This is a genomic window from Brachybacterium epidermidis (assembly GCF_015209585.1).
GTDB classification, from domain to species: domain Bacteria; phylum Actinomycetota; class Actinomycetes; order Actinomycetales; family Dermabacteraceae; genus Brachybacterium; species Brachybacterium epidermidis.
On record NZ_JADEYR010000001.1, the window covers coordinates 418,552 to 441,009 of the forward strand.

Consider the following 22,458-nt stretch of genomic DNA (forward strand, 5'->3'; position numbering starts at 1 on the left):
CGGCTGAATGACTACGGTCCGGCGGGCCGACGGATACTCTGTGTCCCATGTCACCGATGCCCTCCGTGAGCTACTCCATCACCATCCGTCTCGAGTTCGCGGCACGCTCCGCCGCCGTCAGCGACATCACCGGCAGCATCGAGCGCCACGGGGGCTCGGTCACCGCCCTGGACGTCTCCGCCTCCGGGCCGGAGCGGATGCGGGCCGACATCACCGTCCTCACCGGCGGCCACGATCACGCGATGGAGATCGTCGAGGAGCTGCGCGTGCTGGACGGCGTGGAGCTGGGCAAGGTCTCCGACCGCACCTTCCTGGCCCACCTGGGCGGCAAGCTCACCGTCGAGTCGAAGGTTCCGATCCGCCACCGTGACGATCTCTCCATGGTCTACACCCCGGGCGTGGCCCGGGTGGTCAAGGCCATCGCGGAGAACCCCGAGGACGCCCGCCGCCTGACCATCAAGCGCAACACCGTCGCGGTGGTCTCCGACGGCTCCGCCATCCTGGGCCTGGGGGACCTGGGGCCGCTGGCGGCCATGCCGGTGATGGAGGGCAAGGCGGCCCTGTTCAAGCGCTTCGCCAACATCGACGCCTTCCCGATATGCCTGGACGCCCACTCGGTCGACGACATCGTCGCCCATGTCAAGGCGATCGCCCCCGTGTTCGCCGGCATCAACCTCGAGGACATCTCCGCCCCCCGCTGCTTCGAGATCGAGGACCGCCTCCGGGCTGAGCTGGACATCCCCGTGTTCCATGACGACCAGCACGGCACCGCCATCGTCGTGGTGGCCGCGCTGCGCAACGCCCTGCGGGTGGTCGACAAGAAGATCGAGACCGCCCGCATCGTGCTGTCCGGCGCAGGCGCGGCCGGCACCGCGATCCTCAGCCTGCTGCGCGCCGCCGGGGCGCGGGACGTCGTGGTCACCGACGTCGACGGCGTCGTCCACGAGGGCCGCGAGCAGCTCGCCGGTCGCCTGCCGTGGATCGCCGAGGTCACAAATCCGCGCGGCATCACCGGCACCCTGCGCGACGCCGTCGCCGGGGCCGACGTGTTCATCGGCGTCAGTGCCGGCAACATCCTCACCGCCGAGGACGTGGCCACCATGGCAGATCGCTCCGTGGTGTTCGCGATGGCCAATCCCACCCCGGAGATCGATCCCTCCGAGGCCGCCAAGCACGCGGAGGTCGTGGCCACCGGACGCAGCGACTTCTCCAACCAGATCAACAACGTGCTGGCCTTCCCCGGCGTTTTCCGCGGCCTGCTCGATGCTCGTGCCACCCGGGTCACCGACCGCATGCTGCTGGCCGCGGCGAAGGCCCTGGCCGACGTGGTCACGCCCGAGGAGCTCAACCCCACCTACATCGTGCCCAGCGTGTTCCACGAAGGTGTCACCAAGGCCGTGGCCAGTGCCGTGGAGCAGGTGGCACGGGAGGACGCCGGCACGGTGGACACCATCACCGGCGCCATCCAGGCCGTGTACGCCGACGAGATCAGCCTGGAGGGCTGAGCACGCCCGGCGTCGGCGCTTCCACCCCGGCACCACGGCCGCCGGCCCGATGGCGGCTTGCCCCGGTCGTCCTGCGGCTCAGCGCTGGGCCAGCGGCGCGGGCTCGAGCTCGTCGATCGTCTCCAGCAGTCGCCGGCGGCGCTGGCGTTCGCCGATCCACAGCCCCAGGCCCAGGGCGATGCCGACCATGTCGGCGATCAGATCGCCCGCCGTCCCCGCACGTTCGGGGAGAGCCACGAGCTGCACGAGCTCGGACAGGACGGCATGCACCAGGGCCGCTATCACCACCCATCCCATCGGGAACCGCTTCACCGGTGCCAGCACGCGCCCGGCCGCCCACACGGTCAGGGCGAACACCAGCACGTGGGCCACCTTGTCGAGGCCCGGCACTGCGAGCCCCGGGATGCTCGAGGGGACGGTCGGCAGGTAGAAGCCGATGTTGAGCAGCAGAGCGAGGCCCAGCAGGCCCAGCCTCCACGGCACCGAGCCCCCGGCGCGGCGGATCTCGGTGGGCGTGCGGGCGATCAGGTCCGAGGCGATGCTCATGGCGGGCATGGTGGCACGGATCCCCCCGTGCCTCAGGGAGGCAGGGCCGCTAGGCTCGGGGCATTCGCGCAACGACCGAGGGAGTCGCCATGACCATCCGCACCACTGCTGCCCGTACCATCGCCGTCGGCTCTGCCCTTGGGGCTCGCATGACCTCGGACCCCTCGCACACCGATCCGTACCGGGAGGACCCGGGCGCCTCGCCCACCTCCACCGCGGTGCTGGACAGGCAGGTGCAGGAGAAGGAGCAGACCACCGACGACGGTGACCACGACCGCTTCGCCCACTACGTGCGCAAGGACAAGGTCACCCAGGCCGCCCTGGACGGCTCGCCCGTGATCGCTCTGTGCGGGAAGGTGTGGGTGCCGGGCCGTGACCCGAAGAAGTACCCGGTCTGCCCGGCGTGCAAGGAGATCTACGACGGCATCCGCGGCCCGCAGGACGGCGACGGCGAGGGTGGCAAGGGCTCCGGCCGCGGAGGGTTCCGGGGCTTCTTCGGCGGGCGCCGCTGACAGCGCGTCCCTCGATCGACCCTCGGGGACCGGCCGGCCAGATCGGTCGATCGGGGACTGCCGGCGGGTCGATCGGGGACTGCTGGGTGGTCGATCTCCTCACAGCGACACGGCGCCGGTTCGTCGGTGCGCGGCGGTACGGTGGGGCACGCTGTGACTGCGCTGAACCATCCCCCCTCCAGTGACCCGCGCCGCCCCTCCGAGGCGGCAGCCCGGTCGCTCCCGCCTGCCTACCCCGAACGCGCCGCCTGGGGCACCGCCCCCAAGCTGCGAGCCTGGCAGCAGGCCGCGCTGGACCAGTACCGCGAGGCCCAGCCGAAGGACTTCCTGGCCGTGGCGACCCCGGGTGCAGGCAAGACCACCTTCGCGCTGCAGGTCGCGGCCCGGCTGCTCGCGGCCGGCACGGTGCGTCGGGTGACCGTGGTGGCCCCCACCGAGCACCTCAAGGCGCAGTGGGCCGATTCCGCCGCCCGCGTGGGCATCTCCCTGGATCCGAACTTCACCAACGCCCAGGGCCGCCATGGCGCCCAGTACCAGGGCGTGGCCATCACCTACGCACAGGTGGGAATGAACCCGGGACTGCACCGCGCCCGCACCGAGGCCGATCGCACGCTGGTGATCCTGGACGAGATCCACCACGCCGGCGACGCCCTCACCTGGGGCGACGGCGTGCGTGAGGCCTTCGACCCCGCCACCCGGCGGCTCGCGCTGACCGGCACCCCGTTCCGCTCCGACGACTCCCAGATCCCCTTCGTCACCTACGAGGAGGACGGCGAGGGCTTCCTGCGCTCCAAGGCCGACTACACCTACGGCTACCGCGACGCCCTGCAGGACCACGTGGTGCGGCCGGTGCTGTTCATGACCTACTCCGGGCGGATGCACTGGCGCACCAAGACGGGTGACGAGGTCTCCGCGCAGCTCGGCGCGCTGGAGACCAAGGACATCACCCAGCAGGCCTGGCGCACCGCCCTGGACCCCAAGGGCGAGTGGATCCAGGCCGTGCTCTCGGCCGCGGACCGTCGCCTCACCGAGGTGCGCCGCCACGTGCCCGACGCCGGGGGACTGGTGATCGCCACCGATCAGAAGTCCGCCCGCGCCTACGCGGCCACCCTCGCCGACCTCACCGGCGAGCAGCCCACCGTGGTGCTCTCCGACGATGCCGGCGCCGGCAAGCGCATCGAGGCGTTCTCCGAATCCGAGGACCGCTGGATGGTCGCGGTGCGCATGGTCTCCGAGGGCGTGGACGTGCCCCGCCTGGCGGTCGGCGTGTACGCGACCTCCACCGCCACCCCCATGTTCTTCGCGCAGGCCGTGGGCCGCTTCGTGCGCTCCCGCACCCGTGGGGAGACCGCCAGCGTGTTCATCCCCTCGGTGCCGATCCTGATGGCGCACGCAGCCGCGATGGAGGCCGAGCGGGACCATGTGCTGGACCGCAGGCCCGATGCGGGCGATGCGCTCACGGGGCTGGACGAGGCCCTTATCGAGGAGGCCAACCGCTCCGAGCGGGCCTCCGAGCAGCTGGAGATGCGCTTCGAGGCCCTCGAGTCCGAGGCGTCCTTCGACCGGGTGCTGTTCGACGGCGGCGAGTACGGCGCCGGGGGAGTGGTGGGCAGCGAGGACGAACAGGAGTTCCTGGGGATCCCCGGCCTGCTGGACACCGAGCAGATGCGCACCGTGCTGCAGCAGCACCAGGCCCAGCAGCAGTCCCGTCGTCAGAACGGCGCCTCCCGCACCCCGCAGCCCGGCGTGGTGGACCACCGCCGTCTCATGGACCTGCGCAAGGAGCTCAGCTCCCTGGTCTCGGCGTGGTCGCGCAAGTCCGGCACCCCGCACGGCTCGGTGCACACCACCCTGCGCAACCGTTGCGGCGGCCCCGCCGTTCCCCAGGCCAGCGCCGATCAGCTGCAGGAGCGGATCGACACCCTGCGCGGCTGGTTCGTGGGAAGGCGCTGAGGGGTACGGCGAACGCTGCCCGGAATCACGAGCGCTGGTGTTCAGTCTCTCGACGAGGTCGCGGGCTTGTCGGCACACCGCGAAGCTCTCTGGCCAGGCCCACTGTTGTCGAGGTCGGCGTGGTAGTCGGTCTCGTTGTTCGCTTGAGTAGGTGAGTGCCTAGAGGCATCAGCGGAGCGCCCGGCCCGCAGAATCGGCCCTAGTGCGGGAAGGAGCAGAGTGGTGAGCCGCGGCCCGGTGATTGACGGAAAGCGTCGCTCATGCGACGATTTCTGCATGGAGTTGACCGTCGCGGACGCAGCGCAGATTGCCGGCGTGAGCCTGCGAACGGTGCAACGGGCGCTGGGGGATGGACGGCTTGGTATGGCCCGGGTGCTCGGGCGACAGGTCACGACGGACGACCTAGCCGTGCAGGCGTGGGTCCGGACGACATCACGTGGACGGAAGTGGTCCAGCAGGACACTCGAGGCAGCCATTGATCTGCTGTCCGGCGGGCAAGGCGATTCGGTCTCATCATCTGAGCGATCAAGACTGCGGGCGGCACTGCGCGAAATGACCGCCCGGCAGATCGCCTCCTCGTCGTGGATCGGCACATGGTCGAGGTATCGAACCCTCGGCGAGGTGGATGCTCACCTGATCGGCCCCAGTATTGCAGATCTATCCGCCCTGGGGATCGTGGCGGGTGAGTCGTGGATGCGGTTCGCCGAGGTGGTCGACCTCGACCAGTTCGAGGCGAGCCAGCCGGTTGCAGCAGATCCCGATGGCGACCTCGTCGTCATCGAGCGGCCCCACGACAATCGCGGAGCCAGATGGCTGGTGGACACGTATGTGCTCGGTGATGCGCGGGAGTCCGCTGCTGCAGCCTCCGAGCTGGAGTCGGTTGCCCATGCGCTCTGATCCGCACGCCTTGCTGACTGAGGTGGCCATGTCGTTCGAGCTGGACAGCTGGCTCCTTGTGGGTGGGCTCATGGTGAAGCGCCCTGGGTTCCGTTCCGAGTCTCAGCAAGGAGAATCGGAGCATGCCCAAGAAGTTCCGTCCAGAGCTGCGTGACCGTGCCGTGCGTATGGTCTACGACCGTCAGGCCCGCGAGGGTGGTCCCCGTGCAGCATCGATCCGTGCGGTCGCCCCGCAGCTCGGTGTCGGGGAGGAGACCCTGCGGATCTGGTGCAACCGCTACGGCCCCACCGAACCAGCCGGCCCGGGAGAGCCGCTCGAGGAGGAGAACCGCCGGCTCCGGCGAGAACTCGCCGAGGCACGGCGCGCGAACGAGATCCTGAAAGCCGCCTCGGCGTTTTTTGCAGCGGAACTCGACCGCCCCACGACGAAATGATCGCGTTCATCGACATGCATCGCGATCAGTTCGGGGCCTGGGCCATCTGCCGCATCCTCGGTGCGACAGAATGTGGGTTCATCACCTCCCGCGGATACCGCGCCTCCAAGAACAGGAATGCTTCCGCGCGCAGCGTTCGGGACGAGATCCTCATAGAGGAGGTGCAGCGGATTCACCAGGAAAACTACAGCGTCTACGGGGTCCGGAAGATGTGGCACGCCATGCAGCACGCGGGATGGGACGTCGGCCGAGACCAGGTCGCGAGGCTGATGAAGATCGCAGGCCTCCAGGGCGTTCGCCGAGGCCGCAAGCCCGTCACCACCCACCCCGAAGCCGGACCGGATGAGCGCCCCGACCTTGTGGAACGGAAGTTTGCCGCGGACCGTCCGCGGCAGCTCTGGGTCGCTGACATCACCTACGTCCGGATCCTCGCCGGATTCTGCTACGTCGCATTCATCACCGATGTCTTCAGTCGGAGAATTGTCGGCTGGGCGGTCGCACCCACACTCCACACACAGTCTCTACCTTTGCTCGCACTGGAGCACGCACTTCTTTCCACTGGTGCAAGCAGGAATAATAGCGGATTGGTTCACCACTCCGACAGGGGCAGTCAGTATGTCTCACTGGCCTATTCGGACGCTCTCATCGCAGCGGGGGTGAAAGCATCAGTCGGCACCGTTGGCGATAGCTACGATAACGCCCTGGCCGAGACCGTGAACGGTCTCTACAAGACGGAACTGATCTACTCGAAGCGGATCTGGGATTCGGTCAGCGAAGTCGAGTTGGCGACGATGGGCTGGGTCCACTGGTGGAACACGACCCGGCTCCACGAGGCGCTCGACTACCGCACTCCAGCGGCAGTCGAAGCGGCCTACACTCACACCACGACGACCGCGCCCGCGACCGTCTAACCACGGAACGAAACCCAGGGCGCTTCAACCCCGCCAAGGCTGCGTTGCCGGTCCGAGCGAGCCTCAGCGCAGCACGCGTGCCGCCTCGATGCCGTCGGTGACGGTCGGGATCGCGACGGGGCCGTCGGGACCCTCGTCCGGGTCCAGTTGCAGTTCGGCCAGGGACTCCTGGTGGCGCTGCCGTGCCCGCTGCGCCAGCTCGGGCTGGGAGAGGGGTTCCACCGGCTCCCCGCCCAGGATGAGAGGTACCTGCAGGGGCCGCAGGTCCGTGCGGCTCCACTCGGGGGCGGCGCCGGCGGAGTTCAGCTCCGCGTGCAGCTCCCGCTCGAACTCGGCCACCTCGGCCTCGCCCGGCAGCACCAGCTCGGCGTGGGCCTTCCCGCCCACCAGCATGCGGTAGGCGTGCTTGCCGGCACCCAGGGTGGCCTTGGACTCGGACATCTTGCCGACGGGATGCATGAGGCCATCGGCACCCTCGCGCTCCACCAGCTTGTACACGAAACCGGGGGCGGGGTGACCGGAGCCGGTGACCAGCTTGGTGCCGATCCCGTAGCCGTCCACCGGGTCGTCCTTGAGATCCTCCACCCGGTATTCGTCCAGATCACCGGTGGCGGTGATGCGGGTGCCGGTGGCCCCCAGGGAGTCCAGCAGCTCACGCAGGGAGGCGGCCTGCTTCTCGAGGTCACCGGAGTCCAGGCGCACGGCGCCCAGCTCCGGACCGGCCAGCTCCACGGCGGTGCGCACCGCCTGCTCCACGTCGTAGGTGTCCACCAGCAGGGCGGTGTCGGTGCCCTGGGCGGCCAGCTGCGCGCGGAACGCCTCCTCCTCCGTGTCGAACAGCAGGGTGAAGGCGTGGGCGGCGGTCCCGGCCACCGGGATCCGGTAGTGGGCACCCGCTGCCAGGTTGGAGGTGGAGTCGAAGCCCACCACATACGCGGCGCGGGCCGCGTGGATCGCAGCGTCCTCGTGGACCCGCCGGCCTCCCATCTCGATGCAGGGTCTGCCGCGGGCCGCGGTGACCATGCGCGAGCCGGCCGAGGCCACACCGCTGTCATGGTTGATGATCGAGAGGATCACCGTCTCCAGCAGCACCGCATTGCCGAAGGTGCCCTCCACCCGCAGCACCGGCGAGTTCGGGAAGTACAGCTCGCCCTCCTCGTAGCCGTGCACGTCCCCGGTGAAGCGGTACTCCGCCAGATGCTGCAGGGTGTCCTCGTCCAGGGTGCCCGTACTGTGCAGGTACCGCAGATCAGCGTCGTCGAAGCGGAACTCGGCGATCGCCTCCAGTACCCGGCCGGTGCCGGCCAGCGCGCCGTAGCGCCTGCCCTCGGGAAGGGAGCGGGTGAACACCTCGAACACGCAGCGACGATCCGCGACGCCCGCCTGACGGGCGGCGCGCAGCATGGTCAGCTCGTAGAGGTCGGTGAGCAGAGAGGTGGTCACCGCTCCACCGTAGTGCGTCGCACGGCTCCTCCGTCGCACCCGGCACGTAGAATCTTGCGGACCGCTCGGAGATCCTGTGCGGCCCCAGCGAGGAGGAGATCGATGCCGGTCCAGGCACCGCGGGCCACGTCCGCACCCGGCGGCCTCACCGACACCTCCCGGTCGCCCCAGGATCTGGCCGAGACCACCGGGCCCTGGTGCACTGGGGTGTGGAACGACCCGGTGAACCTGATGAGCTATGTGGTGTTCGTGTTCCGCCGCTACTTCGGCTACTCCCGCCCCATTGCCGAGCAGCTGATGATGCAGGTGCACCAGGAGGGCCGCGCGATCGTCTCCCGCGGCTCCCGCGAGCGGGTCGAGACCGATGTGCAGGCCATGCACTCCTACGGCCTGCACGCCACCCTGGAGAGGGCGGGGGAGGACTGAATGGCCCACGCATTCCGCCGTCGACCCGACGGCTCCCTGGTGTGCCGCCTGGACGCCGAGGAGAAGGCGATCATCGCGCAGGTGGCGCAGGAGACGGCCGATCTGATCCGGGCGGATCTGGGCATCGGTGCTGATTCCAGCGCCATCCAGCAGGCCGCCGACAGCGAGGACCCGCTGCAGCGCCTGGAGGCCGAGTTCGCCTCCCGTGACGCCCGCGAACCGGCGGATACCGCCGTGAAGCGCCTGTTCCCCGACGCCTCCCGCGACCCGGCCCTGGCGGCCGAGTACCGGCGCCTGGGCCAGCTGGACCTCGCCGAGGGCAAGATCGCCGATCTGCGCAGCGTGATGACGGTGATGGACGCCTCCGGGCCCGGCCGCGGCGAGGTCGCACTGGACCAGGAGGGGGCCGTCTCGTTCCTGCGTGCCGTCAACGACGTGCGGATCGTGCTGGCGGATCGCCTGGGGCTGGAGCGGGACGGCGACTTCGACACCGTGCGCATGCTGCAGCAGATCGGGGAGCGGGTGGAGGACGCCACCCCTGCCGATGCCGGGCAGGTGGGAGGCGATGTGGTGATCGCCGTGTACGAGCTGCTCAGCTGGCTTCAGGAGAGCCTGCTGCGCGCCATGGACTGACCGCACCCGGGTCACGGGCCCGCCGCGCATCCCGTCCGCCCGCCCCGCTGAGCCCCGTCGGCTGCTCCTGCTGTGACCCTGCACCCAGTGAGTGCGCCGTCACTGCAGGCAGGCCCCCCGGAGCCTACGCTGGCCGGGATGAACAACGCGCCGATCGGGATCTTCGACTCCGGCGTCGGGGGCCTCACCGTCGCCCGGGCCGTGCTGGACCAGCTGCCACAGGAGGAGCTGGTCTACATCGGCGACACCGCGCACACCCCGTACGGGCCCCGCCCGATCGCCGAGGTGCGCGCCCTGGCTCTGGACATCATGGACTCCCTGGTGGACCGCGGCGTGAAGATGCTGGTGATCGCCTGCAACACCGCCTCGGCTGCTGTGCTGCGCGATGCCCGCGAGCGCTACCGGGTGCCCGTGGTCGAGGTGATCCAGCCGGCCGTGCGCCGTGCCGTGGCCGCCACCCGCAACCACCGCGTGGGCGTGATCGGCACGCAGGCCACCATCACCTCCCGCGCCTACGAGGACGCTTTCGCCGCCGCGCCCGCCCTGGACATCGTCACTGCCGCCTGTCCGCGGTTCGTGGAGTTCGTCGAGCGCGGCGAGATCACCGGGGACGAGGTGGTCGAGGTCGCCGAGGAGTACCTGGCCCCCGTGCGCGAGGCCGGGGTGGACACCCTGGTGCTGGGCTGCACCCACTACCCGATGCTCGCCGGGCCCATCAGCTACGTGATGGGCCCGGACGTCACCCTGGTCTCCTCCGCGGAGGAGACCGCACTGGACATCTACCGTCAGCTGCGCGGCAGCGACCTGCTGCGCACCGACCGCGAGCCGCCCCGCCACGTGTTCGCTCAGACCGCCACCGGTCGCGGGCACGACAGCGACTTCGCGCGGCTCTCCCGACGGTTCCTGGGCCCCATGGTCACCATGACCGCAACCCTGCCGGCGGTGACACCATGAGGATCCACGTGATCGGCTGCTCCGGCAGCTTCGCCGGGCCGCGCAGCGCCGCCTCCAGCTACCTGCTCGAGCACGAGGACGAGGCCGGCCGCATCTGGCGGGTGCTGATCGACCTGGGCTCGGGTGCGTTCGGCCCCCTGCAGCGGGTGATCGACCCCGCCCAGTTGGACGCCGTGGTCTTCTCCCACCTGCACCCCGACCACTTCCTGGACCTCACGGGCCTGGAGGTGTCCTGGGCGTACCACGAGCGCACCGACCTTCCCCAGCTGCCGATCCATGCCCCGGCCTCCCTGCCGCAGCGCCTGGCCGCGGTGATGTGCCGGGAGGGCGATGTGCCCGACGGCGTGGACACCGTCCCCTTCGCGTACCACTCGATCAGCGACCGCCACGTGTTCGAGGTGGGGCCGCTGCGGTTCGAGACCCGCCTGGTGCTGCATCCGGTCGAGGCGTACGGGTTCCGTGTCACTTGCGGTGACGAGGTGTTCGTGTACTCCGGGGACACCGATTCCTGCCAGGCGCTGGATGAGCTCGCCGCCGGCGCGGACCTGTTCCTGTGCGAGGCCGGGTATCTCGAGGGCCGCGACGACCGCTTCACCGGGGTCCACCTGACCGGCCGCCGGGCGGGGGAGTGCGCCGCCAGGGCCGGGGTGAAGGTGCTGGCCCTGACCCACATCCCCGCGTGGACCGAGCCCCAGCAGGCACTGGAGGAGGCGCGCGCGGTCCACGACGGAGAGATCCGCGTGGTGTGCCCGATGGATATCCTCGACGTGTCCCCCTGACACCCACCGAGGAGGTCGCGCCCGTGAGCGCCGACACCAGCAGCACCAGCACCGACATCCCCACCCGTGGGACCGACGCCGGCGATCGCGTCGACGGTCGCACCCCCGAGCAGCTGCGCGAGGTGCGCATCACCCGCGGCTGGCTCGCCCACGCCGAGGGAAGCGCCCTGATCGAGTTCGGCCGCACCCGCGTGCTGTGCGTCGCCACCTTCACCGAGGGAGTGCCGCGCTGGAAGAAGGGCTCCGGCTCCGGTTGGGTCACCGCCGAGTACGCCATGCTGCCGCGCTCGACCAACACCCGCTCCAGCCGCGAGAGCGTCAAGGGGAAGATCGGGGGCCGCACCCACGAGATCTCCCGCCTCATCGGCCGCTCCCTGCGCGCCGTCATCGACCTCGAGGCTCTCGGGGAGAACACCATCCAGCTCGACTGCGACGTGCTGCAGGCCGACGGCGGCACCCGCACCGCCGCCATCACCGGCGCCTACGTGGCCCTGGCCGACGCTGTCGCCTGGGGCAAGAAGCACACCGCGATCCCTTCGGCCCGCACCGTGCTGACCGACACCGTCAGCGCCGTCAGCGTGGGCATCATCGACGGTCGCCCCCTGCTGGACCTCGAGTACCGCGAGGACGTGACCGCCGGGACCGACATGAACGTGGTGGTCACCGGTGGTGGGGACTTCGTCGAGGTGCAGGGCACCGCCGAGGGTGCGCCCTTCGACCGCGACGAGCTCAACGCCCTGCTGGACCTGGCCGTGCGCGGCTGCGGCGAGCTCGCCGAGATCCAGCGCAGCGTGCTCGAGCAGGAACCGGGCCGTCCGGCCGAGGGCCGATGAGCACGGGCATCCCCGCCGCGGCGCGGGTGATCCTGGCCTCCCACAATACGAAGAAGCTGCGGGAGCTGCAGCGGATCCTCACCGCAGCCGTCCCCGGGCTGCCCGAGGAGGCCGTGATCTCCTCCGCCGGCATCGACCTGCCCGACGTGGTGGAAGTTGCCGTCACCTTCGAGGACAACGCCCTGCTGAAGGCACGATCCGCCGCAGCGGCCACCGGGCTGCTCGCGGTGGCCGACGACTCCGGCCTGGCCGTCGACGTGCTCGGTGGGGCCCCCGGCATGTTCTCTGCCCGCTGGAGCGGGCGCCATGGCGATGACGACGCCAACAACGACCTGCTGCTGGCCCAGCTCGCCGACGTACCTGCCGAGCACCGCACCGCCCGCTTCGTGTGCGCGGCGGCCCTGGTGGCGTCGGACGGCAGCGAGACCGTCGGGCGCGGGGAGATGACCGGTGTGCTGCTGACCGAGCGGCACGGGGAGGGCGGCTTCGGCTACGACCCGCTGTTCCGCCCCGACGGGGAGCAGCGCTCCGCTGCCGAGCTCAGCCCCGAGGAGAAGGACGCCATCTCCCACCGCGGGAAGGCGTTCCGGGCCCTCGCCGTGCACGTGGCCCGGCTCCTGGAGAGCTGAGCGGGGCGTGAGCGGGGCCTGAACCGAGGGGGCGCCACCGCTGCTGTGCGGCGGTGCTCGCTGCGGTCAGATCAGCCCGCCGTGGGCGAGGGCGCGGCGCACGATGATGTCGTGCCCGCCCTCCATCTCGTCCAGCATCCCGGAGTCCAGCAGCTCGGAGACCGAGCACCAGGCCAGGTCCAGGGCGTCCTCCTGCGGGCCGGTCTCGCCGTCCACGGGCACGATGTAGGCCAGGGAGATCGCGTGCTGCCGCGCATCGGTGAACAGGGACTGGCCGGGGGTGGGGAAGTATTCGGCCACCGTGAACGGCTGGGGCGCCACCGGGATGCGGGGCAGGGCCATCGGCCCCAGGTCCTTCTCCACGTGGCGGGCGATGGCCTCGCGCAGCGTCTCGTGCACCAGCACGCGACCCGAGACGATCGCCCGCACGATGCGCCCGGTGCCGGAGGCGCGCAGCAGCAGGCCCACCTCGGAGATGGTGCCGTCGGTGTCGGTGCGTACCGGCACGATGTCCACGTAGGGGATGGGCAGGCGGCGTCGAAGCTCCCGGATGCGCTCGGGCTCGAACCAGGCGCCCTCGGTGTCCACGGCGGTGTCGTTCATCGGGCCTCCTCGGCTCAGCGGTCGATCAGTGCTCAGTGCTCAGTGCTCAGTGCTCAGTGTTCGGATCGGTGGCGTCCATGGCGGGATCCGCCCCGGGGTCAGGTTCCGGTGCTCGACGACGAAGCGCGGGGTCTGATCGCGCGACGCGGTGCGCACGGTGTTCTGGACGCGCTCGTTGGCGATCATCTCCACCGTCCACTCGGTACCCTCCAGGCGCACCAGGGACAGGGTGCCATTGGGGATCGAGTCCAGGGCGCGCTCGGCGATGCCCGAGAGGATGAAGCGGATGATCGTCCCGTGGGCCACCACCAGCACGTTCTTGCCCCGGTACTGCTCCTCGAGCTTCTCCAGGGAGTCGTAGCCGCGGTCGGCCACCTCCTGGTGGTCCTCACGCCCGGGGAAGGAGCGCTGCGGCCAGCGAGCCTCCGCCTCGTCGACGTCCATCCCCTCGGCCTGGCCCCAGTCGATCTCCCGCAGGTCAGCAACAACCTGGCCGAAGGGGATCCCGTGGTCCTCCGCGATGATGCGCCCGGTCTGCTCGGCCCGCTGCAAGGGGGAGGTGATCACCACGTCCCAGTCCACGTCCGGGATGTGGTCGAGCGCCCGATGGGCCTGCTCGATGCCGTCGTCGTTGAGCGGGATGTCCGAGGAGCCCTGGAACAGGCTCCGGCGGTTGTACTCCGTCTGCCCGTGGCGGACGAGACCGAACAGGGTCACGAGTGCTCACCTCTCATATGGCCTGGGTGCCATGGGGCCGGGTGCCGAACGGGGCTCGGCGCCTCGGGATCGTGCGCGAGAAGGGACTCGAACCCTCACGCCCTCGGGCACTGGAACCTAAATCCAGCGCGTCTGCCAATTCCGCCACTCGCGCGCCTGATCAGGGTAGCGGGTCACGGCACCCGGACCGCACTGCCGCTGGGGCGGGCCCTCCCGGTAGGCTCGGACCCAGCCCGGACGCTCGCCTGTCCGTCGCTGCATCGACCACATCCCCCGATCGGACCAGGAGTTCACATGGCCGTCCTCTCAGGCAAGACCGCTGTCGTCACCGGATCCTCCCGCGGCGTGGGAGCCTCCACCGCGAAGCAGCTGGCCGAGCTGGGTGCGAACGTGGTGATCAACTACCGGCAGAAGGCGCCCCGGGCGAACAAGGTGGTCGCCGAGATCGAGGCCGCCGGTGGCCGGGCCGTGGCCGTCGGCGCCGATCTGACCAGCCCCGAGGACGTGCGCACCCTGATGCGCACAGCCGTCGACGAGTTCGGCGCACTGGACCTGCTGGTCCTCAATGCCTCCGGCGGCATGGAGAAGGACCTCGGGGAGGACTACGCCACCCGCCTGAACCGCGACGCCCAGCTGGATGCGCTCGAGGCCGGCCTGGAGCACCTCGGTGCCGGTGGCCGCGTGGTGTTCGTGACCAGTCACCAGGCCCACTTCATCAAGGACGTCGAGACGATGCCGGAGTACGAGGCGGTCGCCCGCTCCAAGCGCGCCGGCGAGGACGCCCTGAGCGAGCAGATCCCGGTGATGTCCGAGAAGGGCGTCTCCTTCGTGGTTGTCAGCGCCGACATGATCGAGGGAACCGTCACCGCCACCCTGCTGGACCGGGCACGCCCCGGTGCTCTGGAGGCGCGGCGTGAGGCCGCCGGTCGCCTCTACTCCGTGGACGAGTTCGCTGCAGAGATCGTGCGCATGGCCACGGCCGACGTGCCCACCGGTCACATCGAGCTGGTGGGCGGCGCCGACGACTTCCTGGCCCGCGCCGGAGCCGACGGCGCCTCGATCGAACAGAGCAGTGATGAGCAGGAGGAGCAGCAATGACCCAGCCGACGGACCGCACCGGAGTGGACCATCCCCTCGACGGCCCGGGCCTGGCCTCGCAGGAGACACCCGATCCCAGGCAGGCCGATCACGAGGTCGACGAGTCCGAGCAGAGCTCCCTCGAGGAGCCGCCGGAGGAGGAGCCCTCCCCATTGCAGCAGAGCCGACGGGCAGAACCCTCGGACGCGGGACGCCCCGTGTTCGACGCGGCCGACAACTCCCCGACACGGCAGCGGGGAGTTGTCGGCGATCCGAGTGCCCCGACCGAGCCGGCGGATCTCACTGGCGGCGGATCGGGCACGTTCATCGTCGGGGGCTGACCCCGCGCACGCGATGTGAGCCGTGAGCACCGGTCACGGTACGATCGGTGCGTTCGTAACCTGATGACCCTGGAGGCAGTGGTGGCAAAGGATCCCAGCCTGGACGAGATGCGTGACGAGGCCTACCGGCGTCAGGACAATCTCGCCGCCGACATCGATGAGCTGATCGACCGCGTCAACCCCAAGAACGCGGTGCAGCGCTGGAAGAACGAGATCGTCGGGTCGGTGAAGTCTTTCTCCGAGGCCGGTGACGGGAAGACCCCTTCGAACGGTGCGCTCGCCGTCGCAGGCGGCGTCATCGGCCTGGTCGTGCTGACCACGGGCATCGCCATCGCCGTCGCCCTCTCGGGTGATGACGAGAAGAAGGCCCACAAGGAGGCCGAGAAGGCCCGTGAGCAGGCCGCCAAGGATGCCGAGAAGGCCCGCGAGGACGCCCGCAAGGCCCGCGCCGCGTTCTTCGAGGACGTCCAGACGAAAGCCCGCAACGCCGAGAAGCAGGTGCGCGGGGGGATCGAGCAGGCACGCAAGGACGCCACGAAGTCCCGGAAGAAGGCCCGCAAGAACGCCGCGAAGGCCCGCAGGAGCACGTCCTCGGACATCGAGAAGGCGCTGAAGCGCGCTCACAAGGCCGTCGCCAAGGCCACCAGGTAGGAGCTCAGTGCCGGGTGGCGGCGAGATCCCCGCGCACGTACAGCCAAGACCCGTCCACGCGCGTGAAGTGCGAGATCTCGTGCAGTTCCCGGCGGCCCTGTTCGGTGCGGGCGATCGCCACGAACTCCACGGTGCCCTCGTCGTCGAAGGGACCGCCCCCAGTGGTGCCGCGCACGTCGAGCCGCAGCCACCGGGTGTCGGCGAGGCTGCGGGCAAGGTCGGCCCGGTCCGGGCGGGTGTCCGGGTGCCAGGAGGCCAGGGCGTGCTCGAGGTCCTGCGTGGTGAACGCGGTGTAGCGCGAGCGCATCAGTGCTTCCGCGGTGGCCGCCCTCCGCTTGCCGGTCAGGACCGGACCGCAGCAGGAACCGAAGGTGTCACCGCTGCCGCAGGGGCAGCGCTCGTCGTTCGCAGGATGACGGGTCGAGGAGCTCATTCCCCGATTATCGCCGACTCTTCCCCCGTGGCCCGAGCGGGCGCTCCCGAGGCGGCCAGGGCGGGTGCCCCGGGTGCGGGGCGCAGCGGGGCCTGGCAGGGTCGACCCCATGGCTGCTGATCAGGATCCACCCTCGCGAGACGCCACCCTTCCGAGCGGGTACCGGCTGCGACGCGAGGCGCCCACCCTCGAGGAGTACGTGCGGATGCGCACCGTCGCCGGTCTCAGCCCCATCACGGCGGCCCAGGCGGCAGGGCCGCTGGAGACCAGCTGGGCGTGGTGCACCGTCCGCGACGGCGATGGGTGCCTGGCGGCGATGGGACGGGTGCTGGGTGACGGCGGCTGGTACTTCCACATCGCTGATGTGGCCACCGACCCCGCCCACCAGCGGCGCGGACTGGGGCGCGCGGTGATGGAGGATCTGATCTCCCGGATCGACGACGAGGCGCCCCCGAAGCCCTACATCACCCTGCTGGGCGACCCGCCGGGCCGTTCTCTCTACCGGTCCCTGGGATTCGTGGACTCCGAGCCCAGCCTGGGGATGCGCCTGCCGCGGTGAGCGCGCGTCCGGGCTGATGCCCGCGCCTGCACTCAGCTGCACATCGGCGCCGGCTCCGTGGTCACCAAGGACGTGCCCGCCGCAGCGGTGGTGGACGGGAACCCTGTCCGCATGATCCGTGAGCCCCAAGAGCCGAGTGCGAGCAGTGCCTCGGGGAGTGGCGGAGGAGTCCCCGGCCGGTGCGGAGCAGGCCGCCTGCGCAACGGACCTGCGGTACGTGGCCGGAGCCGATGTGCGCTGCACCGTGACCGCAGGGCACGGTCGTCCTCTCCGGTCCGGCGACGGGACCGATGGACGGATCAGCGGCGCGACCAGCCGGGGGTGGAGGGGCCGATCGTCGGCCACCAGCCGGTCTCAGACATGAACCGCACCGAGGAGATCCGCTGGGAGCGGCGCTGCACCTCGAGTCGGGTGCCCACCAGGGCCTGGGTGATCTCCGGGTAGAACTTCGCCGGCCCCTCGGCCTTCGCCTCGATCCCGAGGTCCTTCGCCCAGCGACCCCGCGTGATGGGCTCACCCCCCACGTTGTAGAAACCGCTGCTGGCGCGCAGGGCCGCGACGAACGCCCGCCCCGCATCGGTGTGGTGCAGCAGGGTGATGTACCCGTCGGGGCGGCCCAGCAGGATCGGGTCGCCCGCGCGGGTGGCCTTCAGAGCGTGGGTGGTGTGGGGGTCGCGGCCGAACAGCTGCGCAAGGCGCAGGATCACGGCGCTGCGACCGGAGGTCGCGAAGTCCACGGCGGCGCGCATCTCCCGCACGCGCGGGCGGAACGCCTGGTTGCGCACCGCGAGGGCGAGATCCTCCCCGATCCAGTCCGAGCCGTTGTCCGGGTACAGGTAGGCGGAGGATTCCTGGATCAGGCGGCGCACCCCGGAACGCGCGGCGGCCTCTGCGATCGCGACGGAGGCCTCCATGTGCAGGCGGTCGTCCTCCCGCCAGGCCAGAGGCCGCATGGCGGCCATGCCCACGGGCACCTTGGCGAGGGTGTTGATGACGACGTCGTGGCCGCGGAAGGCGCGGGAGAGGTCGTTGCTGTCGAACACATCAGCGATGACGGCGGTGCCGCCGCGGCCCTCAATCACGGGGACCCCGCGGTCGCGGCGGGTGACGCCGGTGACCTCATGCCCCGCGGCCACGAGGGCTTCGACGGCCTCCTGGCCCAGTACGCCCGTGGCGCCGGTGACGGCGATCCTCACGCTGTCCTCCTCTGCCGACGGGTCCGGGCCGCCTGGGTCGATGACGCTGCGATGACCGATTCTAGGGGATGGAGCAGGTCCCGCCGTGCGATGACAGCCCTGCTCGCCCGGGTGGATCGTCGGCAGAGACGCCGTGGGGGCGGCCGGGCGGGATCCTGTCGGCTCGCTCACAGAGTGCCCCGTCGCGTTGGATGACGGCGATCCGAGGTGTAGTGTCTACTCCTGTTCGCGCCATTAGCTCAGTTGGTTAGAGCAGCTGACTCTTAATCAGCGGGTCCGGGGTTCGAGTCCCTGATGGCGCACCCGCGAGAGAGGCCCCACCGGATCGGTGGGGCCTCTTCGCGTCTCGGAACAGTCCGAGACCGTCGAACAGGTCGGCCACCGGTACGTCGAAGTAGCTGGCGGCGTACTCGATCTCCTTCGCTTTCCATGGCGCTCCCTTTGATCTCGGCAAAGATGATTGCGCGGCTCCACCCAGTGGCCCGAACGGCTGGAGCGAGCCCACACCGCCACGCTGCGGCTGCGGCTCGACTCGATACCTCGTGGGATGGGCCGCGTGCCTGTGCGGCGGGGGACCGATGACGCTCGGGCATCGGACCTGGCACTGCCAAGAGTGCGGGCAGCGCACGGTCATCGGCTGCGTGGATGCCGCCCGTGAGGTCCGGCCCCGTGATCCGCTCGCGATACGGAACTACTGACGTACTGCAATACGGAACTACTGCACTACTGCAATGCCTGGTCCGGCGGGACGGTCAGCGGAGAACGGGCTGGATCTCCTGTTGCTGGCGGTACGTCTCGTGGCCGGGGGTGTCTCCTCGGCAGATGCGAGCAACGGTGCTGGCGGATAGTCCGGTTGCGGAGGCAATGGCTCGGTACGGCCGGCCCTGGCCGCGCAGGAGCAAGACGGTCTCGTACTGCTCGGGCTTGACGGCGATCGGTCGGCCGGGGCGGTGGCCGCGGTTCCGAGCGGCTTCGAGCCCTGCCGTGGTGCGCTCCCTGATGCGGTCTCGCTCGCGCTGCGCGAGGGCTCCGAGCAGCGTCACCGAGAACATGCCGTCTGCTGTGGAGGTGTCCACGCGCTCGTGCAGCGACTCCACCGTGATCCCGCGGGTCGTCAGCTCGTCCAAGGTAAGAATGAGCCGGCTCGTGCGCCGGGAGAGGCGATCGAGGTCGGTCACCACCAGGGTGTCGCCCTCGGCCAGTACGCCCGACATGAGCCGGTCTAGGTGTAGTTGGTCATGACGTTGTCGACGCCGGTGCGGAGGCGTGAGGCCGGGGGCTGATCGCCGCAGGCGGTGTGGGGCCGATGGACTCTTCTATGTCTGTCAAGCCGTGGTCGGCGCCGCGTGGAGCGCCTCGAGAGTTCGGTAGATCCGCCGGGCGAGGTAGCGCTTGAGGCAGCGTCGGATCTCTTTTGTCGTGCGCCCCTCAGCTCGCCGTCTGTCAACGTAAGCGCGTGTCTCGGGGTCGTGAACCATTCGGGTGACCGTGGCCATGTGGAGCGCGCGATTGAGCCTTCGATCGCCTCCGCGATTCAGCCTGTGGCGAGTCGTGTTTCCCGACGATGCAGGGATGGGACTCACGCCGGCCAACGCCGCGAAGGCAGCTTCGTCACGCAAGCGCCCACGGTGTGACCATGCTGAATAGGCGACTGCGGCGGTCACGGGTCCGACGCCGATCACGTCCAGCAATGGGGCAGCTTTGCTCTGACGCAGAAGCTCCTCGAGCTGCGAGCGGTTGTCGGCGAGCTCAATGTCGAGAGCACGAACTCGCTTGGCCAGCCGGTGAGCCTCGGCTCGTGCAGCCGCGAGCTCGAGGTCTTCAACTCGAGTGCGCCAAGACGCCACCTCGGTGATCTGCCCGTTTGTCAGCGGCTTCCGCGCATCGAGGCCAAGATCTGCGGTGCGCAACAGGGCGGTGAGAGCGTTGACGCTGGCCGTGCGCTCCGAGCTCATGTTCTCCCGCGCGCTCGTCAGGACGCGTAACGCGGGACGCAAGCCGGCGTCGGAGCGGGGATGGCGTAGCCGGTCGTCTTCCAGCGGCAGTACCGAGGCGCCGATGCGGTGCGCATCGAGGAGATCCGACTTACCAACGCGATGATGTGTCCGAGCATCCATCCTGGCTGCCTCGGCGACTTCGTAGCCAGCGTCGGTCACGACTCGTGCGAGCCGTGCGCCATAGGTAGCGGCGCCTTCGATCACCCATAGAGCGGTCAGGTTCCCGCCAATGAGACGAGAGACCCAGGCTACGGCGCGATTCATGCCCGCGGACGTCGTCGGGAACTGCTTGGCAGCGATTTGCTCGCCGGTGGCTGCAGTCAGGACCGCGAAACTGTGGTTGCGGGCATGGGTATCCACTCCGATGACGAACGGGCGAGTATGCGCGACGATGGCCATGGCGGTTCGTATTTCCTTCCAGGTCAGGACTGATGACGTGGCCGCTACGGGCCGGCGCAAGCCTGGATGGAAGTCACTTCGGGGCAATACTGTGATGAGTCACGACCTCGCCGAGAGGACGAGGGCGGACAGTCTTCTGATCAAGCCATCGGAGTGGGCCGGGCGAGCGCCGGCCACCCCACGCCGGAGCCGGACATGTCCATCGAAACGCACCCGATGGGGGCGAATAGTTGTAAGAGCCACGGCCTCGGCGCGGAAGCAGCACGACGCTCACCCTGCCAGCCAGTTCCAGACCAGCCGCTCAAAGACTCACAGTAGTTGTAGTGGTGGTTCCAGACTCTGATCGCTTCGCGGCGCTGGTTCTCCGATTCGTAGCGGCGGGCGTAGAGGCACTCGTCGCTCATCAGCCGCTGGTAGCGCTCGATCTTCCCGTTGTGCCGGGGCGTGTAGGCCCGGGTGCGCTGGTGCCGGCCGATGAACGCGCTGGTCGAACGGTTGAACGCCTTCCCGGTGTAGTTCGCGCCGTTGTCCGTGACCAGGCGCGTGATCCGGGTGATGCCGTGAGCTGCGAAGAACACTCGGGCGCGGTGGAAGAACCCGATGGTCGTCGCGGCTTTCTCGTCCTCCAGGGCCTCGGTATAGGCCAGGCGGGAGAACCCGTCCTGCATGGAGTGGAGGTAGGTGTAGCCGACCTTCTGCTTGTGGGCACGCTTGCTGGCCAGGGCCTTCTCGCTGCCGCGGCCATGGGCCCACCAGCCGCCGCCCTCGGGGATCTTCCCGACCTTCTTCACGTCCATGTGGACCATGTGACCCGGGTAGCGGGCGATGATCTTTCCGGGCTTGCGGAGGTCCGCCCCGTCGGGAGTGATGTCGCGGATCTGGTTCAGGCCCAGGCGGTCCAGCCAGCGCGTCACCGTGCGCACGCAGCACCGGAAACCCCGGCCATCGGCGAGCTCCCGGGCGATTCTGTGCGCGGACCACTTATTGGTCCGTCGCCAGTGCTCGATCAACTCCACCACCCACGCAGGCAGCCGGGAGGGGCGGTTGGCCGGAGCACTGGAGTGGTCCACGAGGCCGGCGCTGCCGCGGTCACGGTAGCGGGCTACCCACTTCGACAAAGTGGCCCGAGCGATGTGGAACTCGGCCGCGACGTGAGCGATCGGGCGTCCGCGCTCGAGCACCTCGGTGACAGCTCGCTGTCTTCCAAGGACGGTCAGCGGGGCATTACGGTGGGTCATGGAACGGGTCTCCTCCCAGCAGATGAATGGCTTCAGCCCCACCCATCGTGCCGGTCAGGGACCCGTTCCTTCATCCCCGCACGGTGACTACAACGTCACGACCCGCAACAGCTAGCGCCCGTTGGGGCCGGGACCTTAATAGCTCAAAAGCGGCTGCCCGGGCCGCGGGCGTGATTTCGGGGGTTCCTGCTAATGGCGGCGCCGCACGCAACTGCGAGCAGCAGGACGGGCAGGCTCGGCCGTTCTTCGATCGCGGACGAGAGCGTGTCCGACGAGAGCCGCGCAGCCGGCACCGAGCGACCGGTCGACCGGTCGACCCCATGCTCCCGCAGTGAATCACTTGCCAAATACCCCCGGGGGGTATAAAACTGAGGGGAGCAACGACAGTTTCCGCCGCTGCTGCACCCTCTGATGCGAGGAGTACCTCATGAGCCCCGAGACACTTCGACCCCTGCCGATGGCTTCCACCGGTTGTTCCTGCTGCGCCACCGCCCCGGTGGAGGACCGCGCCGCTGCTGAGGCGACTGCGACGTCCGCGGCCGAGACCACGACGTATCCGGTGCGGGGCATGACCTGTGGTCACTGCGCCGACAGCGTGACCACGGCAATCACCGTTCTCGAGGGCGTGGAGGAAGTACGGATCGACCTGGCGCCCGGTGGGATCTCCACCGTGACCGTGGCCGGAGCTGCCGCACCGGCCGCCGTCCGCGCCGCCGTCGCGGAGGCCGGCTACACCGTGGCCGACGCCTGACCCACCCCGGCAACACCCAGCCCCGTCCGGGGCCTTGCGGA

24 protein-coding genes, 2 tRNA genes, 1 pseudogene and 1 other annotated feature are annotated in these 22,458 nt (G+C 69.8%); of the genes and pseudogenes, 17 read left to right on the forward strand and 10 right to left on the reverse strand.

The window, feature by feature from the left end; all coding sequences use genetic code 11:
• The first annotated feature begins 47 nt into the window (after positions 1 to 47).
• The gene (locus IOE58_RS01880) at positions 48 to 1,505 is read left to right on the forward strand and encodes an NAD-dependent malic enzyme (protein WP_193864730.1); all 1,458 of its coding nucleotides are present in this window, start codon (positions 48 to 50) and stop codon (positions 1,503 to 1,505) included.
• 78 nt (positions 1,506 to 1,583) lie between these two features.
• Here IOE58_RS01880 and IOE58_RS01885 read toward each other — a convergent pair whose 3' ends face one another.
• Entirely contained in the window at positions 1,584 to 2,051 is a 468-nt protein-coding gene (locus IOE58_RS01885) for a VanZ family protein (protein WP_193864731.1), read from the reverse strand.
• An 89-nt stretch (positions 2,052 to 2,140) separates the two neighbouring features.
• Here IOE58_RS01885 and IOE58_RS01890 point away from each other — a divergent pair, with 89 nt between their 5' ends.
• The 4 genes from IOE58_RS01890 (at position 2,141) to IOE58_RS01905 (ending at position 6,758) form a co-directional block, all read left to right on the forward strand.
• Positions 2,141 to 2,563 (forward strand): DUF3039 domain-containing protein, encoded by a 423-nt coding sequence (locus tag IOE58_RS01890; protein ID WP_396121478.1) that lies wholly within the window; start codon positions 2,141 to 2,143, stop codon positions 2,561 to 2,563.
• A 153-nt stretch (positions 2,564 to 2,716) separates the two neighbouring features.
• Positions 2,717 to 4,516, forward strand: coding sequence for a DEAD/DEAH box helicase (locus IOE58_RS01895; protein ID WP_193864732.1), 1,800 nt, complete (start codon positions 2,717 to 2,719; stop codon positions 4,514 to 4,516).
• A gap of 222 nt (positions 4,517 to 4,738) precedes the next feature.
• On the forward strand, positions 4,739 to 5,413 hold the full coding sequence (locus IOE58_RS01900) for a MerR family transcriptional regulator (RefSeq protein ID WP_193864733.1): 675 nt from the start codon (positions 4,739 to 4,741) through the stop codon (positions 5,411 to 5,413).
• Positions 5,414 to 5,535: 122 nt separating this feature from the next.
• Positions 5,536 to 6,758, forward strand: a protein-coding gene (locus tag IOE58_RS01905; protein WP_193864734.1) for an IS3 family transposase whose coding sequence is annotated in 2 segments (ribosomal slippage) — positions 5,536 to 5,815 and positions 5,815 to 6,758 — 1,224 coding nt in all. Because the reading frame shifts where the segments join, the coding sequence is not laid out codon by codon here.
• Positions 5,805 to 5,907 (forward strand) — a sequence feature (AL1L pseudoknot). (Overlaps the previous gene by 103 nt.)
• Before the next feature lie 63 nt (positions 6,759 to 6,821).
• Here the strand turns inward: IOE58_RS01905 and IOE58_RS01910 are convergent.
• The gene (locus IOE58_RS01910) at positions 6,822 to 8,201 is read right to left on the reverse strand and encodes a nicotinate phosphoribosyltransferase (protein ID WP_193864735.1); all 1,380 of its coding nucleotides are present in this window, start codon (positions 8,199 to 8,201) and stop codon (positions 6,822 to 6,824) included.
• Between the two features lie 102 nt (positions 8,202 to 8,303).
• Between IOE58_RS01910 and clpS the strand changes: the two genes are divergently transcribed.
• The 6 genes from clpS (at position 8,304) to rdgB (ending at position 12,455) form a co-directional block, all read left to right on the forward strand.
• Positions 8,304 to 8,627 carry an ATP-dependent Clp protease adapter ClpS gene (gene clpS, locus IOE58_RS01915; RefSeq protein ID WP_193864736.1) on the forward strand — a complete coding sequence of 108 codons (324 nt, stop codon included), beginning with the start codon at positions 8,304 to 8,306 and terminating at the stop codon, positions 8,625 to 8,627.
• Positions 8,628 to 9,260 carry a DUF2017 family protein gene (locus IOE58_RS01920; RefSeq protein ID WP_193864737.1) on the forward strand — a complete coding sequence of 211 codons (633 nt, stop codon included), beginning with the start codon at positions 8,628 to 8,630 and terminating at the stop codon, positions 9,258 to 9,260. It begins immediately after the preceding gene.
• A 138-nt stretch (positions 9,261 to 9,398) separates the two neighbouring features.
• On the forward strand, positions 9,399 to 10,214 hold the full coding sequence (murI, locus tag IOE58_RS01925) for a glutamate racemase (RefSeq protein WP_193864738.1): 816 nt from the start codon (positions 9,399 to 9,401) through the stop codon (positions 10,212 to 10,214).
• Entirely contained in the window at positions 10,211 to 10,993 is a 783-nt protein-coding gene (locus IOE58_RS01930; protein WP_193864739.1) for an MBL fold metallo-hydrolase, read from the forward strand. Before murI ends, IOE58_RS01930 begins: the two co-directional genes overlap by 4 nt.
• 23 nt (positions 10,994 to 11,016) lie before the next feature.
• The gene (rph, locus tag IOE58_RS01935) at positions 11,017 to 11,826 is read left to right on the forward strand and encodes a ribonuclease PH (RefSeq protein WP_431831684.1); all 810 of its coding nucleotides are present in this window, start codon (positions 11,017 to 11,019) and stop codon (positions 11,824 to 11,826) included.
• Complete coding sequence (rdgB, locus tag IOE58_RS01940) at positions 11,823 to 12,455, forward strand: RdgB/HAM1 family non-canonical purine NTP pyrophosphatase (protein ID WP_193864740.1); 633 nt, start codon at positions 11,823 to 11,825, stop codon at positions 12,453 to 12,455. The genes rph and rdgB overlap by 4 nt, the downstream gene beginning before the upstream one ends.
• A 66-nt stretch (positions 12,456 to 12,521) precedes the next feature.
• Here rdgB and IOE58_RS01945 read toward each other — a convergent pair whose 3' ends face one another.
• From IOE58_RS01945 to IOE58_RS01955, 3 genes are all read right to left on the reverse strand, one after another.
• Positions 12,522 to 13,058: a DUF4916 domain-containing protein gene (locus IOE58_RS01945; RefSeq protein WP_193864741.1), complete on the reverse strand. Its 537-nt coding sequence runs from the start codon at positions 13,056 to 13,058 to the stop codon at positions 12,522 to 12,524.
• Positions 13,059 to 13,097: 39 nt separating this feature from the next.
• Complete coding sequence (locus tag IOE58_RS01950) at positions 13,098 to 13,775, reverse strand: histidine phosphatase family protein (RefSeq protein ID WP_193864742.1); 678 nt, start codon at positions 13,773 to 13,775, stop codon at positions 13,098 to 13,100.
• Between the two features lie 72 nt (positions 13,776 to 13,847).
• Positions 13,848 to 13,929, reverse strand: a tRNA-Leu gene (locus IOE58_RS01955).
• A 140-nt stretch (positions 13,930 to 14,069) separates the two neighbouring features.
• Between IOE58_RS01955 and IOE58_RS01960 the strand changes: the two genes are divergently transcribed.
• From IOE58_RS01960 to IOE58_RS01970, 3 genes are all read left to right on the forward strand, one after another.
• The gene (locus IOE58_RS01960) at positions 14,070 to 14,873 is read left to right on the forward strand and encodes an SDR family oxidoreductase (RefSeq protein WP_193864743.1); all 804 of its coding nucleotides are present in this window, start codon (positions 14,070 to 14,072) and stop codon (positions 14,871 to 14,873) included.
• The gene (locus tag IOE58_RS01965; RefSeq protein ID WP_193864744.1) at positions 14,870 to 15,193 is read left to right on the forward strand and encodes a hypothetical protein; all 324 of its coding nucleotides are present in this window, start codon (positions 14,870 to 14,872) and stop codon (positions 15,191 to 15,193) included. The genes IOE58_RS01960 and IOE58_RS01965 overlap by 4 nt, the downstream gene beginning before the upstream one ends.
• An 81-nt stretch (positions 15,194 to 15,274) precedes the next feature.
• Entirely contained in the window at positions 15,275 to 15,844 is a 570-nt protein-coding gene (locus tag IOE58_RS01970; protein WP_259890664.1) for a hypothetical protein, read from the forward strand.
• Positions 15,845 to 15,848: 4 nt separating this feature from the next.
• Here IOE58_RS01970 and IOE58_RS01975 read toward each other — a convergent pair whose 3' ends face one another.
• Positions 15,849 to 16,277 (reverse strand): YchJ family protein, encoded by a 429-nt coding sequence (locus IOE58_RS01975; RefSeq protein WP_193864745.1) that lies wholly within the window; start codon positions 16,275 to 16,277, stop codon positions 15,849 to 15,851.
• Between the two features lie 109 nt (positions 16,278 to 16,386).
• On the opposite strand from IOE58_RS01975, the gene IOE58_RS01980 reads away from it, so the two are divergent.
• The gene (locus IOE58_RS01980; RefSeq protein WP_193864746.1) at positions 16,387 to 16,836 is read left to right on the forward strand and encodes a GNAT family N-acetyltransferase; all 450 of its coding nucleotides are present in this window, start codon (positions 16,387 to 16,389) and stop codon (positions 16,834 to 16,836) included.
• 299 nt (positions 16,837 to 17,135) lie between these two features.
• On the opposite strand, the gene IOE58_RS01985 is transcribed toward IOE58_RS01980, so the two are convergent.
• On the reverse strand, positions 17,136 to 18,032 hold the full coding sequence (locus IOE58_RS01985; protein ID WP_193864747.1) for an NAD-dependent epimerase/dehydratase family protein: 897 nt from the start codon (positions 18,030 to 18,032) through the stop codon (positions 17,136 to 17,138).
• A 228-nt stretch (positions 18,033 to 18,260) separates the two neighbouring features.
• On the opposite strand from IOE58_RS01985, the gene IOE58_RS01990 reads away from it, so the two are divergent.
• Positions 18,261 to 18,334: transfer RNA gene (locus IOE58_RS01990), tRNA-Lys, on the forward strand.
• A 450-nt stretch (positions 18,335 to 18,784) separates the two neighbouring features.
• Here IOE58_RS01990 and IOE58_RS01995 read toward each other — a convergent pair.
• From IOE58_RS01995 to IOE58_RS02005, 3 genes and pseudogenes are all read right to left on the reverse strand, one after another.
• On the reverse strand, positions 18,785 to 19,246 hold the full coding sequence (locus IOE58_RS01995; protein WP_193864748.1) for a recombinase family protein: 462 nt from the start codon (positions 19,244 to 19,246) through the stop codon (positions 18,785 to 18,787).
• A 111-nt stretch (positions 19,247 to 19,357) separates the two neighbouring features.
• A complete protein-coding gene (locus IOE58_RS02000; protein WP_193864749.1) occupies positions 19,358 to 20,428 on the reverse strand; it encodes an IS110 family RNA-guided transposase in 1,071 nt (356 codons plus the stop codon).
• Positions 20,429 to 20,724: 296 nt separating this feature from the next.
• Positions 20,725 to 21,666, reverse strand: a pseudogene (locus IOE58_RS02005) (IS481 family transposase); the annotation flags it as partial.
• Between the two features lie 427 nt (positions 21,667 to 22,093).
• Between IOE58_RS02005 and IOE58_RS02010 the strand changes: the two are divergent.
• Complete coding sequence (locus IOE58_RS02010) at positions 22,094 to 22,417, forward strand: cation transporter (RefSeq protein ID WP_017824292.1); 324 nt, start codon at positions 22,094 to 22,096, stop codon at positions 22,415 to 22,417.
• Positions 22,418 to 22,458: the final 41 nt, after the last annotated feature.